This is a genomic window from Shewanella mytili, assembly GCF_046765975.1.
Classification (GTDB): Bacteria; Pseudomonadota; Gammaproteobacteria; order Enterobacterales; family Shewanellaceae; genus Shewanella; species Shewanella mytili.
The window spans coordinates 1-16672 of record NZ_JBKOUD010000016.1; the positions used below are offsets into that span (position 1 = coordinate 1).

15 protein-coding genes are annotated in these 16672 nt (G+C 53.5%); 9 read left to right on the forward strand and 6 right to left on the reverse strand.

Annotation, left to right across the window (positions count from 1 at the left end):
• The 5 genes from ACIDEJ_RS13315 to hemC form a co-directional block, all read right to left on the reverse strand.
• The coding region (locus ACIDEJ_RS13315) for a retention module-containing protein (protein ID WP_411988554.1) at positions 1 to 1927 on the reverse strand (1927 nt) is incomplete at its 3' end.
• A gap of 375 nt (positions 1928 to 2302) precedes the next feature.
• Positions 2303 to 3472, reverse strand: coding sequence for a heme biosynthesis HemY N-terminal domain-containing protein (locus ACIDEJ_RS13320; protein WP_411988555.1), 1170 nt, complete (start codon positions 3470 to 3472; stop codon positions 2303 to 2305).
• A complete protein-coding gene (locus tag ACIDEJ_RS13325) occupies positions 3469 to 4764 on the reverse strand; it encodes a uroporphyrinogen-III C-methyltransferase (protein ID WP_411988556.1) in 1296 nt (431 codons plus the stop codon). Before ACIDEJ_RS13325 ends, ACIDEJ_RS13320 begins: the two co-directional genes overlap by 4 nt.
• Positions 4765 to 4800: 36 nt before the next feature.
• A complete protein-coding gene (locus ACIDEJ_RS13330) occupies positions 4801 to 5526 on the reverse strand; it encodes a uroporphyrinogen-III synthase (RefSeq protein ID WP_411988557.1) in 726 nt (241 codons plus the stop codon).
• Between the two features lie 6 nt (positions 5527 to 5532).
• A complete protein-coding gene (gene hemC, locus ACIDEJ_RS13335; RefSeq protein ID WP_411988558.1) occupies positions 5533 to 6465 on the reverse strand; it encodes a hydroxymethylbilane synthase in 933 nt (310 codons plus the stop codon).
• A gap of 201 nt (positions 6466 to 6666) precedes the next feature.
• Here hemC and ACIDEJ_RS13340 point away from each other — a divergent pair, with 201 nt between their 5' ends.
• Entirely contained in the window at positions 6667 to 9096 is a 2430-nt protein-coding gene (locus tag ACIDEJ_RS13340; protein WP_411988608.1) for a class I adenylate cyclase, read from the forward strand.
• 59 nt (positions 9097 to 9155) lie between these two features.
• On the opposite strand, the gene cyaY is transcribed toward ACIDEJ_RS13340, so the two are convergent.
• A complete protein-coding gene (gene cyaY / locus ACIDEJ_RS13345; protein WP_411988559.1) occupies positions 9156 to 9485 on the reverse strand; it encodes an iron donor protein CyaY in 330 nt (109 codons plus the stop codon).
• Positions 9486 to 9565: 80 nt separating this feature from the next.
• Between cyaY and lptM the strand changes: the two genes are divergently transcribed.
• From lptM to ACIDEJ_RS13385, 8 genes are all read left to right on the forward strand, one after another.
• Positions 9566 to 9715, forward strand: coding sequence for an LPS translocon maturation chaperone LptM (lptM, locus tag ACIDEJ_RS13350; protein ID WP_411988609.1), 150 nt, complete (start codon positions 9566 to 9568; stop codon positions 9713 to 9715).
• 6 nt (positions 9716 to 9721) lie between these two features.
• A complete protein-coding gene (gene lysA, locus ACIDEJ_RS13355; RefSeq protein WP_411988560.1) occupies positions 9722 to 10966 on the forward strand; it encodes a diaminopimelate decarboxylase in 1245 nt (414 codons plus the stop codon).
• 45 nt (positions 10967 to 11011) lie between these two features.
• A complete protein-coding gene (gene dapF, locus ACIDEJ_RS13360; RefSeq protein ID WP_411988561.1) occupies positions 11012 to 11839 on the forward strand; it encodes a diaminopimelate epimerase in 828 nt (275 codons plus the stop codon).
• A gap of 26 nt (positions 11840 to 11865) precedes the next feature.
• The gene (locus tag ACIDEJ_RS13365) at positions 11866 to 12492 is read left to right on the forward strand and encodes a DUF484 family protein (RefSeq protein ID WP_411988562.1); all 627 of its coding nucleotides are present in this window, start codon (positions 11866 to 11868) and stop codon (positions 12490 to 12492) included.
• Positions 12493 to 12494: 2 nt separating this feature from the next.
• Positions 12495 to 13391: a tyrosine recombinase XerC gene (gene xerC, locus ACIDEJ_RS13370; RefSeq protein WP_411988563.1), complete on the forward strand. Its 897-nt coding sequence runs from the start codon at positions 12495 to 12497 to the stop codon at positions 13389 to 13391.
• 12 nt (positions 13392 to 13403) lie between these two features.
• Positions 13404 to 14120 carry an HAD-IA family hydrolase gene (locus ACIDEJ_RS13375; RefSeq protein ID WP_411988564.1) on the forward strand — a complete coding sequence of 239 codons (717 nt, stop codon included), beginning with the start codon at positions 13404 to 13406 and terminating at the stop codon, positions 14118 to 14120.
• A 179-nt stretch (positions 14121 to 14299) separates the two neighbouring features.
• On the forward strand, positions 14300 to 14854 hold the full coding sequence (locus ACIDEJ_RS13380; protein ID WP_411988565.1) for a HupE/UreJ family protein: 555 nt from the start codon (positions 14300 to 14302) through the stop codon (positions 14852 to 14854).
• A 427-nt stretch (positions 14855 to 15281) separates the two neighbouring features.
• Positions 15282 to 16463 carry an MFS transporter gene (locus ACIDEJ_RS13385; protein WP_411988610.1) on the forward strand — a complete coding sequence of 394 codons (1182 nt, stop codon included), beginning with the start codon at positions 15282 to 15284 and terminating at the stop codon, positions 16461 to 16463.
• Positions 16464 to 16672 lie beyond the last annotated feature (209 nt).

The window sequence follows — 16672 nt, forward strand, 5'->3', positions numbered from 1 at the left end:
CTGTCCCGTTGATGGTGACCGTGACTTCGGTATCGCTGAAGTCCACGCCTTTGGTGGCGGTATTGCCGGCCAGTGTCAGCGTCTGGGTGGTGTCGCTGCTGGCGGTGTTGCTCAGGTTGACGGTGAAAGTGTTGGCAGCGCCTTCGACCACGGTGTCACCGATAATGCTTGTTACGATAGGTGCATCCTGGGCGTCAAGAATGGTGGTGCTGGCGCTGTTGTTGGCGCTTATCTCCAGTTGTTCAAGGCTATTATCAACATCAGTAACACCACTGATGGTGACGTTTAGATTTTCGCTATTTTCATAAATACCATCGTTGATGGTATTTACTGTAAAGCTTTGCTGGCTATCTCCGCTAATGGTTACGCTTGGAGGTAAGGTATCAACATCTGCTGCAGATGCGGAACCACTCCAATCAAGAGAAACGCTAACCGAAGCACCACTAGGAAGGGTTACCGAGTTACCGCTGGCATCGACCAAAGTCACTGTAACTGTATAAGTGATTTCGCCACCTTCAGTGACACTGGATTTGTCTACGCTGATCTGGGCAAAAACTGTGTCGGTAGTGTCATTTACCAGTGTGGAAGCTGTATCACTGGTATCCAACTTTTCGTAATTGCCGCCCTGGGCATTGGTGATGCTGACGGTGAGGGTTTCACCGTCCAGATAGACATCATCTGTCGGTGCATCAACGGTGACGGTGCCGGAGGTTTGGCCGGCGGCAATGGTGATGCTGGCGCCGTTGGACAGGGTCAGTACCAGATCGGTTTGTTGTGGGGCATTGTCGACCGTGGCGGTGTAGGTAATGCTGCCGCCTTCACTCACGTCCGCCGGAGCGTCCAGGGTGACGGTGGTGGTATCGAGGGTGTCATTGACCTGGGTCGAGGCGGTGTCGCTGCTGTCCAGGTTTTCGTAATTGCCGCCCTGGGCATCGGTGATGCTGACGGTGAGGGTTTCACCGTCCAGATAGACATCATCTGTCGGTGCATCAACGGTGACGGTGCCGGAGGTTTGGCCGGCGGCAATGGTGATGCTGGCGCCGTTGGACAGGGTCAGTACCAGATCGGTTTGTTGTGGGGCATTGTCGACCGTGGCGGTGTAGGTAATGCTGCCGCCTTCACTCACGTCCGCCGGAGCGTCCAGGGTGACGGTGGTGGTATCGAGGGTGTCATTGACCGTCGTGTCGACACTGTTGCCGAGATCCAGCTCTTCATAGTTGCCGCCAGCTGATCCAGTGACATTGACCGTGAGGGTTTCACCGTCCAGATAGACATCATCCGTCGGTGCATCAACGGTGACGGTGCCGGAGGTTTGTCCGGCGGCAATGGTGATGCTGGCGCCGTTGGACAGGGTCAGTACCAGATCGGTTTGTGGGGCATTGTCGACCGACGCCGTGTAGGTAATGCTGCCGCCTTCACTCACTTCCGCCGGAGCGTCCAGGGTGACGGTGCTAGCTGGTAGTGTTAGCCTAGGTATTACCTGGATGGTATCGGGCGTGTTTGTCGTATCGGTTGTAAAGCTTGCAGTATCATAACCAGAGCTGGCCAGCACTTCAGCACCGTCACGGGAAACGGAAACATAGCCGGAGTTGCCGTTGTTGGCGAGCTCTGTACCGGCGGCGGTTTCAGGCAGGGCGGCAGTGGGATCTTCCCCGGCGGCAATCAGGGCTTGTAATTGTTGGATTTCAGCATCTGTAGCTGTGGCGGCAGTGGCAACCTCATCGGTTTGTTCCACACCATTTACCGCAATCGTGTTGCCGTCTGGCTGGATCAAATTTGCACTGGCGTTCTCATTCAGAATGAGTTCAGCCCCTTTGGGGATGAATTCACCTTCTTTTACCAAGCGCTGTTCACCGTTAATAACTACAGCAATTTGTCCATTCACATTGATGATTTGACTGTCTTGTTGGGTAATTACGGTATTCATACTATCCACTGCCCCGCTACAGGTCGTCCAAGATGGCCTGTCTGAATTGATAATGATTTGTTAGAGATGCCTATAAAGTCTAGAGCGTCTTTTTACAGCTATACAAAAATTTTAGGCGATTAGTTAAGCTGTGTCAATTTATTGACATGTAAAAAATCATTATAAAACAGGGTGATAAATAACCCTTTTATGTATTTTTTATGACGGCATTGTGGCAATGAGCGTTATAAAATTTAGTTTATAATTAGTGGGTTAAAAAAGGGGTATAAAGATTATTTCTTTTGTTGCGGGTGAAAAATGCAGCAATGCTGATTTGGCATGAAAAAACCGCCATTTGCGGCGGTTTTATGAAATTAAGGAACTAACGCATTATTTTTATAGGTTTTTGCTGGCTTGCTTGTAACTGTTTAATGCTGCCAGATTATCACCCAATTGTTCCTGTAGTCGGCCCAATGCCCGCCAATAATCAGCTTTGGGTAACAGTTTGCATAATGCTTCCCGGGCGGTTATTGCTGCAGCAATATCACGTTTATTTTCATAAATTGTGGCCATGCAGCGTTGATAGTCTGCATGTTTCTCTAATTTTGGCTGTAGTTTCTGCAGTAATGTTAATAATTCGTTATCTTCTGTTTGCCACACTTGGGCGATGGTTTCCAGAATGATGCTGGAGGCTTCCTTTCGGAGATGCTTGCTCAGTAGCTTGACGGCATTATCGTGCTGGTTGTGTTTATCCAGCCCCCTGGCGTAAGCGGCAATGTTGGCATCGGCATTTTTTTCTGCACGGCTAAGCCAGTGCCAGCATTTATTCAGCGCTTGCTCACTACTGTTTGCGGCTTGTTCAAGCAGGGCCACATTCACTTTTACCGTGAGTTGTTGCAGTGCATCATTGGCAAACACTTTGCGTTTACTGAGCGCCGGCAACAGCAATTTAAGGGACTGCCAGTCCTGTTGCAGTTGGTACAGCTCAGCTGCCAGCTTAAGAATGGGAGCTTTGCTTTTGCTGTCGGGTTTGAGGGCATCCAGTAATTGCCGTGCCTGTGTCAGCTCGCCTTGTTGCAACAAATAGCGGATTCGTGTGGTGGTCACTGCAGTTTGTGCCATTGGCAGCAAGGCGGCTTTATCAAGATAACCGTCCCGGGCCTCAATGTTGAGCTGATGCTGTGCGGCTCTGGCGGCGGCCAGATAATTGAGCGCCGGAAGCTCCCCTTGCTCGGCGCCTTTTCGCATGGCGCGTTCGGCGGTTGGCCAGTCTTCCTCTGCCAGTGCCAGCGCCCCTACCAGCGTGTGTTTCCTGGCCGCATTCCGGCGCCAGCGCTGTGGCAGGTAGCGGCTGCTTAATATCAGGTTAAACAGCCCCACCAGTAACCATTCCAGTAACTGCAGCGCGCCATAAAACACCACCAGGGCAATAATGGCAAAGGTGACGGTGGTTTCCAGTTGCCAGTCGAGGAAGGCCACATAAACGTAACCGCTTTTTCCCACGATAAAGGGGCTGATGCAAAGACCCGCAAGAATAATCAGCAGATAAACCAACGCTCGGATCATTGTTGTGCCTCCGCCATCGGCACCAGTCGTCCATAGGTCACCAGCTGTTTCAGTTGGGCGCTGGCATTAAATTGCTGCACATTGATGGGGTCAAGGGTCAAATCTGATAATGCAGCAAGGGCCTGTAACACTTCCTGGGTCTGGGCATTGTCCAGATCATAGTATTGCTGGATCCAATTACGGGCCATGGTGATGGATTGCCGGTAATTAAGGGCGTTGTACTGATAAAGTGCCAACTGGGCCTGCAGCAGTTTATTGCGGATGTTTTCTTCCAGATACCAGGACTGCTTGGGTGACAGCAACGGGGCAATATCCGTATCAATTTTGCGGATGGTGAAAAAATCCGCTGTCAGGGCTTTCCAGGTTTTAGCCAGATTGGTTTTCCAGTCGGTGACGGAGTCTGTCATTTGCTGTGCATTGTCGGTTGCCGTTTTGCTGGCGGTTAACTGGCGCAGTGGCATTTTGGACAGTTTGCTGATAACACCGTCAAGGGTGAACACCGTGCCGGCAACATCCACGTTTTTGATGTCCTGAACATTGGCAATGTCCAAAGCCAAGGCCTTGCGCAGCGGTGTTAATGACGGCTCCTGCATGGCTGCAATGCGTTCATCTGCGGCTTTTAATAGTCCGGCTGCGGTTTGTGGATCTTTTTCCAGCCAGAGTTTGCGCCCTGCGATGCGTACCAGATATTCAGCTTCTGCAGCCAACCAGTGGTTGGGATGGCGCTGGGCCAATGTGGCAATCTTCTCCTGCAATTGCTGTTGGTCTTGCTGGAGTTGCTCTAGGGTAAGTTGTTGCGTGTCATTGGTTTGGCTGGATTGCTGCAATTGCTCCGCTAAGCTGGCAATACGCGCTTTGGGGGCCTGCAAGGCTTGTTGCAATGAGGTCGCTGTCGCCGAAAGTTGTTGGGATTGCTGCTGCATTTGCCAGTACAAATAGCCACAGGCCATACTGGCAAGTAATGCCAGCATCAATGTGCACAGTAAAAGCAGGCGTAAACGTGAGCTACTGCTTTGTGGCGGTTGTGTGTTGGCATCGCCGGCATTTGGGCTGTTCGGCGGCGTTTTGTCTGTCGCGTGGCCACTGGTGGCAAAAGTGTTCTTGTCTGCTGCTGGCCCTTGGTCATCAAGGGCATCTTGACAGTCTGCTGAGGTGTTATCCGGCGCTGCCTCTGTTGCGGCGTCTCCTGCTTTCGATGGCGCTGGAGGGGTGGCTGCGGTTACTGCTTCGGGCTGTGCTATCTCTGATGCAACGGGCAAATGGGTCCCGTCCTGTGGCTTTTTGTTGTCCATAAAAACAGTCCTTGAACAATGAAGGGCAGCGATGTGTTACAGCGCCAGTGCTTTGAGCACGGCTTGGCTGTTGGCTGCTGCAGCATTGGTTACTCGGGGCAATCCCGCTGTCAGCGCCTGGCGCTCTACCCGGATACTGGGCACTATAATATGACATGCCTGCAACCAAGGAAAATACTCTTTTGGCAGCAGTGTTAACAGATTTTGCAGCACTTCACCACTGGTCAGCACAATGGTATCAATGCCAAATTCCTGCCAGCGTTGGCATAATTGCCGTGGGTCATAGGCAGGGCAGGTGCGCCGGTAGACTTCCCAATAGCTAAGTTTTGCTCCCCGTTGCCTGAGGGCCTCGCCCAAATCTTCCCGGCCGCCCTGACCGCGCACAATCAGGAGCTGTTGCTGGTTCACCGCCGCAGGTTGCAGTTCGGCCAGGGTTAATAACCCTTCGGTTTGCTGCAATGCTTTAGGGGCAGATAGTACCTTGATGCCAAGACGGGAAAGTGCGTTGCAGGTGGCTTCACCCACCGCCACATAGTGTTTATTGGCGGGCCAGGGTTTACCGATTGCCTGTTGAGCGAACTCCACCGCATTGGTACTGATAAAGATGATGATATCGGCCTGATGAAACAGGGTTTCACCCTCAGGGTTACTCAAGGGCTCCACGGCCAGCAGTGGCGTGGTCAATGAGGGGATGCCCCGCTGGCGCAGGGCATCTTCCATGGACTGGTTACGTCCCGAAGGACGGGTGAGGAGCACTCTCATGGGCGCTCAGAGTTCACCATAAACCGCATCAAGAATGGTTTTGGCGCCTTTTGACAATAGATCTTCTGCCAATGCATTTCCCAAAGCAACCGCATCTTGTTTATGGCCTTTAACTTCACCGCGGATCACCTGCGAGCCGTCGGGATTACCCACCAGCCCCCGCAGCAGCATGTCATCGCCGGTAATTTCGGCATAAGCACCAATAGGCACCTGACAACCACCTTCCAAACGGGTATTCATGGCGCGCTCCGCCAATACCCGGTGGCGGGTTTCTTTGTGCTCCAACGGTGCCAGCAGGGCTTTAACCCGGGCATCGTCGGTGCGGCATTCAATGCCTACCGCTCCCTGGCCGTTGGCGGGCAGCGAATCTGTTGCCGGAATGAAACTGGCAATACGTTCTTGCAGTTCAAGGCGGATAAGCCCCGCGGCTGCCAGAATGATGGCGTCATACTCACCGGCATCCAGTTTGCTTAGGCGCGTGCCCACATTGCCCCGCAGATCCTTGATGACGAGATCAGGACGTCGCTCCCGCAACTGACATTGGCGGCGCAGGCTGGAAGTACCCACAACCGCGCCCTGGGGCAGCTCTTCAATATGCTGGTATTTATTGGAGACAAACGCATCGCGGGGGTCTTCACGTTTACAGATGACCTCAAGGCCTAAGCCTTCAGGAAATTCCACGGGAACATCTTTCATGGAGTGCACGGCAATGTCGGCCTGTCCTGCCAGCATGGCAACTTCCAGCTCTTTTACGAACAGTCCCTTACCGCCCACTTTCGCCAATGGTGTATCAAGAATGACATCACCCTTGGTGCTCATGGGCAATAACTCAACCACCAATCCCGGATGGATTTTTTCCAACTCAGCCTTAACAAATTCAGCCTGCCACATGGCCAGCGGACTTTTACGTGTTGCAATGCGAATACAATTTTCAGACATGCCCGAATTTTTCCGTCACAGAGTGTAAATGCAGCAATGCTAACATTGCCGAAAAAATAATGGCACGCGTCATTGCTCAATCTTTGAAATCAAACTCGTTATTTATCGGCTAATTTTGTGATCAATCTCTCATTGTTTGCTCATAGTGTGAAAAGTGTTAGCATGTTGCCTCATTACGCATAGGGTTAAATAATGATCCGGATGATCGACTTCACCCAGCAAAAAGCCGAGATTGCCGAGCGTCTTAATTGTATGCGGCTGGAGCGGGCACAGGCGTTATTCCCTCCATTACACCGACAGCTTTTTACGCTGATAGCTTATTTGATGCATCACCACCATCAGTCCTTGCCCGGCTATAACGGCGAGGCGACGCCTCATGGTGTAAAAGCGTTTCGCACGGATGCCCGTCATCTGGCGGCGCTGGCACTGTTCAAATTTGAAGATGTTGAAGAAGAGCAGCCCATTGCTCCTTGCCTGGAAGGGGTGTATGCCATGGGCAGCACCGCCAGTTTCGGGCAGCATCCGAAAAGTGATGTGGACGTCTGGCTGGTTTACGACAGCAGCCTTGATGCCAAAGCCATTGCGCGTTTGCAGCAGAAAAGCCGGATGCTGACCAACTGGTTTGCCGGATTCGAGTTTGAGGTGAACTTTTACCTGGTGCATCCCACCCAATTTAGCCGCGATTATCACGAGCGCATTCAAAACGAATGGGAAGTGCTGGGGCAGGAACACAGCGGCAGCGCGCAACACTGGCTGTTGCTGGAAGAATTTTATCGTAGCCACATTCGTCTGGCCGGTAAACCCGTTGCTTGGTGGCCGGGCGCAAAAGCGGATGAACGGCACCTGTTTTTTGGGGATGTGCACCAGCTGCCGGCAAACGAATATTTCGGGGCATCACTGTGGCAACTATACAAAGGGCTGGAAAAACCCCACAAGGCCTTGCTGAAGGTGTTGCTGCTGGAAGCCTACGCCAGCAATTATCCCGGCAGTTGCCTGATTACCGATGCCATTTGGGACAAGAGTCTGGCAGGCGATTTTTCCATTGCCAATGATCCTTATCTGTTGCTGTATCAGGTGATTGAACGCTACCTCAAGCGGATTGGGGACACCCGGCGGCTGGAAATCGCCCGGCGTTGCCTGTATCTGAAATGCGGCATCCAGCTTAGCAACCCCCAGCAAGCGCAGGACTGGCGTTATGCCCAGCTGCGCAAAATGGTGCTGGACTGGGAGTGGCCCTACAGCCTGGTACTGACACTGGATCACTGCGAGCAGTGGCATAGTGGCGAGCTGCAGTGGTTTAACGCCCAGCTTAATGAGCTGATGCTGGTGAGTTATCAGACTTTGCTGCGCTTTGCCTCCACCCATAGCTTGAGCGAACATTTCAAAATAGAAGACCTGGGGCTGCTGACCCGTAAACTGCATACCTATTTCAGTGACAACGAGCAGCAAATTCTGTTATTGAACCCGTTGTGGAGCCGCAGTCTGGCGGAAAACCATTTAACGGTGATCCGCAGTAGCACTGACGCCAAAAGCTATTTGTACCGTTTGCCGCCAGAGCCCAAACAGTTTTTGGGTGAAGTGGCCATTTACCAGACCATCAATACCGCTGCCGTGATTGCCTGGGCATGCCTCAACGGCGTGTGTGATCATCATACCCGTTGGCATGAATACGGCCGCAGCCGGGCCCGTGGGCGGCGTTTGCGCCGCGTGGCCAGACGCCTGCTGCCCCATTTGGCAAACCGCCATTGGCGGGTGTCCAAAATGGACTTATGCCAACCATGGCATTACCGCAAGTTGTTGTTATTGCTCAACATGGATCAAGACCCCACCGCCGACTGGCTGGGGCAGGGCATTATGCTGGACTTGCTGGACAGCAACCTGTTGTCGGTAGGGCAGCAGCAACGGTGCTTGTTGGGCAGCATTCATCTTATCAGCCTTAACTCCTGGGGCGAGTGGCACTGCCACGGTTTTCACGGCGAGCAGGCATTGCTGGAGCTGGTGAGCCATGTGGCGCCGGGGCTGAAACGCAGTCTGGGTAAGGTGGAGCTGGATGTGGTCAGCGCTTCAAAAAAAATCCGCCCCCAACTGGAGCATGGCCTGCGCCGGATACTGAAACAGATTTATCACCTCATTCGGGATGCCCGGGACGGCAGAACCCTGGTGCAGCCGTTGCAATTGCGAGACAAACGCTACGGCCTGTTTTTTGATGCCAAAGGCATGAGTTACCGGGATTTGTCTGATGTCACCTCCCTGTACCAGCAGCTGGTGCGCGGCGAATTGCAGCCATTGGCAGACAGCGCCATTGAGGATAAAACCAAACGGGTGGCCGTGCCTCAGGTGATCCGGGATTTTGCCGTCAAGGGCATACTGCAGTATTTCTTGCGACACCGGGATAACTCGCTGGACGTGTTTGTGCTGGATGAGGCCAATCAACTGGGACACTACGTGCAATCCAATGTGGATGTCAGTGAACTGGTCTCCCAGCTTACCCGTCATTATGCCTTTGGCACCATCCAGAACATGCGCGACCGTTTTAATTTCCCGCAGTTTTTCATGTTGCAGGATGAAGAACACAATATTGTGGCGGTGCCTTTCGGGGTGGCGTCAGAGCATGATCAGTCAGAATTTTAAGTGCTTGTCTGGGGGAGATATACGCCCCTACGTCGAGGGGCGTGTGGGCTGATGCTCAATTAGAACGACAGTTGCAAGCCACTTTGCTGGGCGATGGCCGTTTGCACGAAAGGCAAAAATTCATTGTTGTTGCGTCCATCCAGCCATTGGCCATTCACATAACCGAAGTGATATCCGCCGGTGGGGGTTGCCAGCCAGATTTCATGCAACGGTTCCTGTTTGTTAATCACAATCTTGGAGCCGTCGGCGAATTCCAGCTGCAACACATTGCCACTGGCATCAATATCCACGTCCGCATCTGCATTATCAATGGCGTCTTCCACTGCGGTTTCGATTATATCGAACATATTATCAACCAACTGGTGATATTCGGTGTCTGTCATGGCCATGCAATTTCTGTCCTTTGCTTTCATTAAGATGAATGCGATTATAAGACCATTGTAAATCTCCTGCACAGATGTTGATGGAAATGAAACTGCTTATTGCCCTGACCCTTACAGGCCTGTTGCTGACCGCTTGCGGTCAAAAAGGCCCGTTATACAAAAGCCCAGCGCCCACAGCCAATCAGGCACAAGCGGTGCAACCGGCACCTGTACCACCGTCACCACAGTCAAAGTGAGGCCCCATGGATTATTTTAATTTCCGCGACAAGCATCTGTTTGCCGAAGATTGCAGTGTGGCCGAATTGGCAACTCAGTACGGTACGCCGCTGTACATCTATTCCAGAGCCACGCTGGAGCGCCACTGGCACGCCTTTGACTCCGCCGTTGCCGAGCATCCCCACCTTATCTGTTATGCGGTAAAGGCCAATGCCAACCTGGCGGTGCTGAATGTGCTGGCGCGCCTTGGCAGCGGGTTTGACATTGTGTCCGGCGGCGAGCTGGCGCGGGTTGTGGCCGCCGGTGGCGATCCGGCAAAAGTGGTTTTTTCCGGGGTGGGGAAAACCGCTGCTGAAATGAAAATGGCACTGGAGCTGGGCATTTATTGCTTTAATGTGGAATCCCTGGCAGAGCTGGAGCAACTCAATGACGTGGCAGCGGCACTGAACACCCAGGCGCCGGTATCGTTGCGGATAAATCCGGATGTGGATGCCGGCACCCATCCTTACATCTCGACCGGATTGAAAGAAAACAAGTTCGGCATTGCCATGAGTGATGCCGATGCCGCCTTTGCCCGCGCCATGGAACTGCCTTATTTGCAGGTAAAAGGGGTGGATTGCCATATCGGTTCGCAACTGACGGAGCTGCAACCGTTTTTGGATGCCATGGATAGGGTGCTGGCGTTAATTGAGCGCTTGGCCACCAAAGGCATTGTTATCCGCCACCTGGATGTGGGCGGCGGCCTTGGGGTGACCTATGATGCGGAAAACCCGCCCATGCCCAATGTGTACGCAGCCGCCCTGATGGAAAAACTGCAGGGGCGCGATTTGCAGCTGATTTTTGAACCCGGGCGCGCCATTGCCGCCAATGCGGGTATTTTTGTCACCGAAGTTTTGTACCTCAAGGAAAATGCAGGCAAGCATTTTGCCATTGTCGATGGTGCCATGAATGACTTGATCCGCCCGTCGCTCTATGGCGCCTGGCAAAAAATCATTCCGGTACGCCAGTATCGCAGCGAACCGCAAGTGTATGACGTGGTTGGGCCGGTATGCGAAACCGGTGACTTTTTGGGGAAATCCCGGGAGTTGTCCATTCGCCCAGGGGATTTGCTGGCGGTGCGCTCCAGTGGCGCTTACGGTTTCGTGATGTCATCCAACTACAATACCCGCCCGCGGGCGGCCGAGATTATGGTGGACGGTGACAACCATTATGTTGTGCGTGAACGCGAAAATCTGCCACAACTGTGGCAAGGCGAACACCTGCTGCCGTAAACTAGCCCCAGTACCCTTTTGCGCCAGTGGCGACAAGGAGCAAGATTGATTCAGTTCACCAAAATGCATGGTCTGGGCAATGACTTCATGGTTGTGGATGGCGTCACCCAGAACGTGTTCTTTTCTCCGGAGCAGATCCGGCGCTTGGCCGACCGTAACTTCGGGGTAGGCTTTGATCAGCTGCTGCTGGTTGAGCCCCCTTATGATCCGGATCTGGACTTTCATTACCGCATTTTTAATGCGGATGGCAGTGAAGTGGAACAATGCGGCAACGGTGCCCGTTGTTTTGCCCGGTTTGTACGTAATAAAGGCTTGACCACCAAACAGAAAATCCGTGTCAGCACCTCGGCCGGGAAAATGACCCTGCGCCTGGAGCGTGACGGCAGCGTAACGGTCAACATGGGGGTGCCGATTACCGATCCCGGCCGGATCCCGTTTAAGGCCAAAAAAGCGGAAAAGACCTATTTGATACAGGCCGACAGCCAGACTTTTTTATGCGGCGCCATCTCCATGGGCAATCCCCATTGCGTGATTGAAGTGGAAGATGTGGCCACCACGGACGTGCATCAGTTAGGTGCTATGCTCACTAAACATGAACGTTTTCCCAAAGGGGTCAATGTGGGGTTCATGCAGGTGGTCAATGCCGGTTACATCAAGTTGCGGGTGTATGAACGCGGGGCGGCGGAAACCCTTGCCTGTGGCAGTGGCGCGTGCGCTGCCGTTGCCGTGGGGCAGTTGCAGGGAAAACTGGGTAAAACCGTGCGGGTGGATCTTCCCGGTGGCACGCTGACCATCAACTGGGACGGGGAAGGCAAGCCATTATGGATGACCGGCCCGGCAGAGCAGGTGTACGACGGACAAATACAGTTATGACCGAAACAGTCACCATGAAGACAGACATGCAAAAAACGATGGATGCACCTTTTGACGAAGCTGTGATAAGAGAATACCTGGCCGATAATCCGGATTTTTTTGAACGTTATCCGGAGTTGTTACTTACCCTGGCCATGCCTCACGGCGAGCGGGGCACCGTCTCGTTGGTGGAAAAACGCCAGGAGTTGTTGCGCCACCGGGTGCATCAGCTGGAAGAGGAGATCACCTCGCTGATGTCCATGGCCAGCCGCAATGAGCAGATTTACCGTTTCAATACCCAGTTGTGCCGCAAATTACTCGATTGTGAGGATATCGGCGAACTGCGCCAAGTGCTCACCAGTGAGCTCAAACAGGCATTTCAGTTCAGCCATGTACGCCTGATAACCGTGCACGATATTGACTCGGAGCTGTCGGCCATTTGGCATAAGCGGCTGAAACAGGGGTATTACTTCGGGCGTTTGACCCATCAGGAATCCCACCGCCTGTTTGGCGCTGATGTGGGCTCGGTGTCTCTGGCTCGGCTGTCAGAAGACAATGGCCAGGTGATTTTTGCCATGGCCAGCGAGGATGTCACCCATTTCCATCCGGAGATGGACAGCATGTTACTGGAGCAGGTGCGGCAATTACTGGATCACCTGTTGCCTAAGCTGTAGCCATGAATGCCCTAAGCGCCTCCCACTGGGTAAGCGCGTTTGCACGGTTTTTAAGTGCCGAACGCCAGCTCTCGCCCTATACCGTGCGCAATTACCTCACCGAATTGCGCCGTATTGCCAGCTTGTTGCCGGAGGTAAGCCGCTGGGAGGAGGTGCAGTACAATCAGCTGCAGGGGGCTTTGGCAAAACTGCACCGGCGTGGGCTCAGTCCCCGCAGTCTGTCGCTGAGCCTGTCGGCACAAAAGCAGTTTTTCAACTTCCTGTTGCGTGAAGATGCCATTCACAGTAACCCGGCCAAGCTGTTATCCGCCCCCAAGCAAGCCAAACCCCTGCCTAAAAACATGGACACTGACAGTGTCAGCCATCTGCTGGAGATTGAGGTGACCGATGCCATCAGTGCCCGGGATAAAGCCATAATGGAGCTGTTTTACTCCAGCGGCTTGCGCTTGGCGGAGTTGGCAGCGCTGGATTTGGAGCATCTGGATTTATGCCAGGCGCAAGTGCGGGTGCTGGGCAAGGGGGCCAAGGAGCGGTTGCTGCCCGTAGGTTCCGTAGCCATTGCCGCCATTAAGGTATGGCTTGATTACCGGCAGCAGATTGCCTGTGAAGATAATGCTTTGTTTGTCAGCGCCAAAGGTCGGCGGCTGGCCCACCGCAGCATCCAGGCGCGTTTGGCCTATTGGGGGCAGCAACAGGTGATTGCCGGACGGGTGCATCCCCACAAGCTGCGCCACTCATTTGCCACCCACATGCTGGAATCCAGTGGCGACTTGCGGGCCGTACAGGAACTTTTGGGACATGCCAATCTGGCCACCACGCAAATCTATACCAGTCTGGATTTTCAGCATCTGGCCCAGGTGTACGACCGTGCCCATCCCCATGCCAAAAAAGACAAATAACCGGGACATGTGATGCAAAGTTTTATGCGGTTGGCACCGTTTCAAGCCATCAGTTTTGATCTTGATGACACCCTTTACAACAACAAGCCCATCATGGCAGCAGCGGAAGATGCCCTGTTGGCGTGGCTGGCCGAGCATTATCCGTTAGCGGCCAACTGGTCACGGGATGACTGGCGTCAGCTCAAAAAGCAGGTATTGAGTGCGCAGCCCCAGCTGGTGCATGACACCTCCGCCACCCGGCTGGCGGTGTTGCAACATGGGCTGGGGGTGCTGGGGTATTCCGCCCGCCTGGCCGCTGAAGGCGCTGAAGCCGGATTGGGTTATTTTGCCTCACAGCGCAGTCACTTTCGGGTGGCGGACGGTGTGTTGGCATTGTTGGCACAATTGGCCGAGCGCTGGCCGCTCATCGGCATTACCAACGGCAATGTGAATGAGCAGGCCATCGGGCTTGGGGATGTTTTGGCGGTTGTGCTGCATCCGGGCAATGGCATCAGGATGAAGCCTTATCCGGATCTGTTTGCTTTGGCTGCTCAGCGCTTGGCCATTGCACCATCCCAGTTGTTGCATGTGGGCGATCACCCGCTGACCGATGTGCAGGGCGCCCGCCTTGCCGGTTGTCAGGCGGTTTGGCTTAACCCCGGTTATGGGCGAACCACGCCCAAACACAGTGGCCCGCTGTTACCCCATTTGCAAATATCGGCCATCACGCAACTGCAGCAACTGTTATAGGGGCATGCCGCCCCTGCCGGGTGCGCAAACCATGACCCAGCGTTGATTTTTAAGCAATGCCTCAGCTTTGGTTATCATTTGTGTAACAAATACTTTATCATTACGTTACATGTGCAGTAGTGATATTGGTGCTGAGGTCGAGATTGCCTTCCTTTGTTTACCGTGTGGTTCTGTTGCTGATGTTGAGCATCAGCTTTCCTGTTGTTGCCAAGGCCATGGGGGGGAGTGATGGCTTCAGTTATGGTTTGCAACATTCCTTTCAGGGCATTGACCACATATTGATAGCGTTTAGTGTCGGCCTGTTCTGCACCTTGCTGGAGCGCGGTTTTTTTTGCCTTATCCCTACCGCTTTTCTATTTTTCATGAGCCTTGGTGGTGTGGTTGGCGTGCTGGATGTACCGTTTTTCAGTGGCGATCTGGTGCTGGCCTTTGGGGTGTTGGCCTTGGGCGGCATCATTGCCCTGAACCGGAAAATGCCCGTGTCATTTGCCATGGCCATCGTGGGGATTTTCGCGCTGTTTTACGGCCATGAACACGGCAGGATGATGCCGGAGGGGGCGCTGCCGTTTGCCTATTTGGCCGGGTTGTTTGCCGGTGCGCTGATTTTGCAGTCGCTGGGCATTTTCACCGGCCGGTTGCTTATCGGCATTGACCGCAGCAAGCGCCTGCTTCAGAGTGGCGGCTGGCTCATCGCCCTGTTTGGCGGTTATCTGGTGTTGGGGTTTTCTGCCTGACAGCCACGCGGCCATGAAATCCCGGATGCTCCATCCCGCCTTGATTCATGATCCCGTCAATGCTGTTGCTTGACGCCGTATTCAGTTCATACCCATTGGATTGTAACCTTGTGCCGTTACCCCCTCGCTGGCATTTGACTCCCCATCTCATCGCGATAGCCGCCAGTGCTCAGCAAATGCCTGACAACCGGGAAAACATTATTTTAGCCATTCCTTAATTGCAACTCATGCGCGTTATTTGCATTTCATTCCTGCCTGATTACCGCTCATTTTATCTTTCATCCTGACTATTGTTCATGCCCGCCAGACGGGTTTTATTAGGGTTGTACCCAATGAATTTCAATGAATGATGTCCGGTTGCGAGGTGTATGTTATGAGCGCTAATCAAACGATTTCCCTGGCAAACTATTCCTGCCAACAGCCGCAGATGGTATCGGTTGCCCGGCTTAGAATACTCACATTAATCGGCACTGTGATTGCGCAGTTTGCCCTGGGCTCGGTGTATACCTGGAGCCTGTTTAACGCCGGGCTTGCCGATAAGCTGAATGTGCCGGTGGACAATGTGGCGTTTTCATTCGGGATCTTGAGTTTGTCCCTGGCGCTGGCATCTTCCATTTCAGGCAAAATGCAGGAACGTTTCGGGGTGACCAAAGTCACCGTTGCCGCCGGTTTGATGATGGGGCTGGGATTGCTGCTCACCGCACAGGCCAGCAGTGTGGCGATGCTGTACCTGTGCGCCGGGCTGTTGCTGGGGTTTGCCGATGGCACCGGGTATTTGCTGACCCTGTCCAACTGCGTGCGCTGGTTTCCGGAGCGCAAAGGCGCCATCTCCGCACTGTCCATCGGGGCTTACGGCTTGGGCAGTTTGGGTTTCAAATACATTAATTTGGCGTTGCTGGAACATGCAGGGCTGAATTCCACCTTTTTGTTCTGGGGCGCCATTGCCACCGTGATGGTGGTTGGCGGCGGCTTGTTGATGACCGATGCCCCGCAACAAAGCGCCAATGGCCAGCAGCAATCCAATGACTTTACCCTGGCGCAAGCGGTGGCCCGCCCGCAGTTCTGGATGCTGGCGCTGATTTTCCTCACCGTGTGCATGAGCGGCTTGTATGTGATTGGCGTGGCAAAAGACATTGGTGAGCAGTATGCCGGGTTGTCGTTCTCGATTGCCGCCAATGCGGTTGCCGTTATCGCCATGGCCAATCTGGCTGGGCGGTTGGTGTTGGGCGTATTGTCCGACAAAATGCCCTGCATTCGCGTGGTGTCGCTGGCGCTGTTATCCAGCCTTGCAGGCATGGCCATTTTGCTGCTGACCGAAATGAACATGGTGAATTTTTATCTGGCACTGGGATGCATCGCCTTCAGTTTTGGCGGCACCATTACCGTTTACCCTTCACTGGTGAGTGACTTCTTCGGACTGAACAATCTCACCAAGAACTATGGCGCCATCTATCTTGGCTTTGGCATCGGCAGTCTGTGCGGCTCCCTGATTGCCGCCGCCCTTGGCAGCTTTAGTGCCACGTTCAGTGTGATCCTCGGTTTGCTCATGTTGTCGTTGTTGCTGTCGCTGGTGATTAAAACTCCTGCCCGTACTGCCTCTCGGGCATAACCCACATTTTCACTCGCAGGCACTTTTGGCCCCATCTATGATGGGGTCTTTTTTATCTTCCTTAGCTGCTAAACAGCCATACTCGGATTGCCGTTTACCGGGCAAGTAATTGCACGTATCCTGATGTTGAGTGAGCACTAAATGCAAGGCCAAGAAAGTGTTTGGCATTTACGGTGGCCTATTGACGTTTTACGGTATTGTTGGCTATC

Bases quoted from the DNA above. Each gene is read 5' to 3' on its own strand.
- ACIDEJ_RS13320 (WP_411988555.1), bottom strand. From the start codon at position 3,472: ATGATCCGAGCGTTGGTTTATCTGCTGATTATTCTTGCGGGTCTTTGC.
- ACIDEJ_RS13325 (WP_411988556.1), bottom strand. From the start codon at position 4,764: ATGGACAACAAAAAGCCACAGGACGGGACCCATTTGCCCGTTGCATCA.
- ACIDEJ_RS13330 (WP_411988557.1), bottom strand. From the start codon at position 5,526: ATGAGAGTGCTCCTCACCCGTCCTTCGGGACGTAACCAGTCCATGGAA.
- hemC (WP_411988558.1), bottom strand. From the start codon at position 6,465: ATGTCTGAAAATTGTATTCGCATTGCAACACGTAAAAGTCCGCTGGCC.
- ACIDEJ_RS13340 (WP_411988608.1), top strand. From the start codon at position 6,667: ATGATCGACTTCACCCAGCAAAAAGCCGAGATTGCCGAGCGTCTTAAT.
- cyaY (WP_411988559.1), bottom strand. From the start codon at position 9,485: ATGGCCATGACAGACACCGAATATCACCAGTTGGTTGATAATATGTTC.
- lptM (WP_411988609.1), top strand. From the start codon at position 9,566: ATGAAACTGCTTATTGCCCTGACCCTTACAGGCCTGTTGCTGACCGCT.
- lysA (WP_411988560.1), top strand. From the start codon at position 9,722: ATGGATTATTTTAATTTCCGCGACAAGCATCTGTTTGCCGAAGATTGC.
- ACIDEJ_RS13365 (WP_411988562.1), top strand. From the start codon at position 11,866: ATGCAAAAAACGATGGATGCACCTTTTGACGAAGCTGTGATAAGAGAA.
- xerC (WP_411988563.1), top strand. From the start codon at position 12,495: ATGAATGCCCTAAGCGCCTCCCACTGGGTAAGCGCGTTTGCACGGTTT.
- ACIDEJ_RS13375 (WP_411988564.1), top strand. From the start codon at position 13,404: ATGCAAAGTTTTATGCGGTTGGCACCGTTTCAAGCCATCAGTTTTGAT.
- ACIDEJ_RS13380 (WP_411988565.1), top strand. From the start codon at position 14,300: ATGTTGAGCATCAGCTTTCCTGTTGTTGCCAAGGCCATGGGGGGGAGT.
- ACIDEJ_RS13385 (WP_411988610.1), top strand. From the start codon at position 15,282: ATGGTATCGGTTGCCCGGCTTAGAATACTCACATTAATCGGCACTGTG.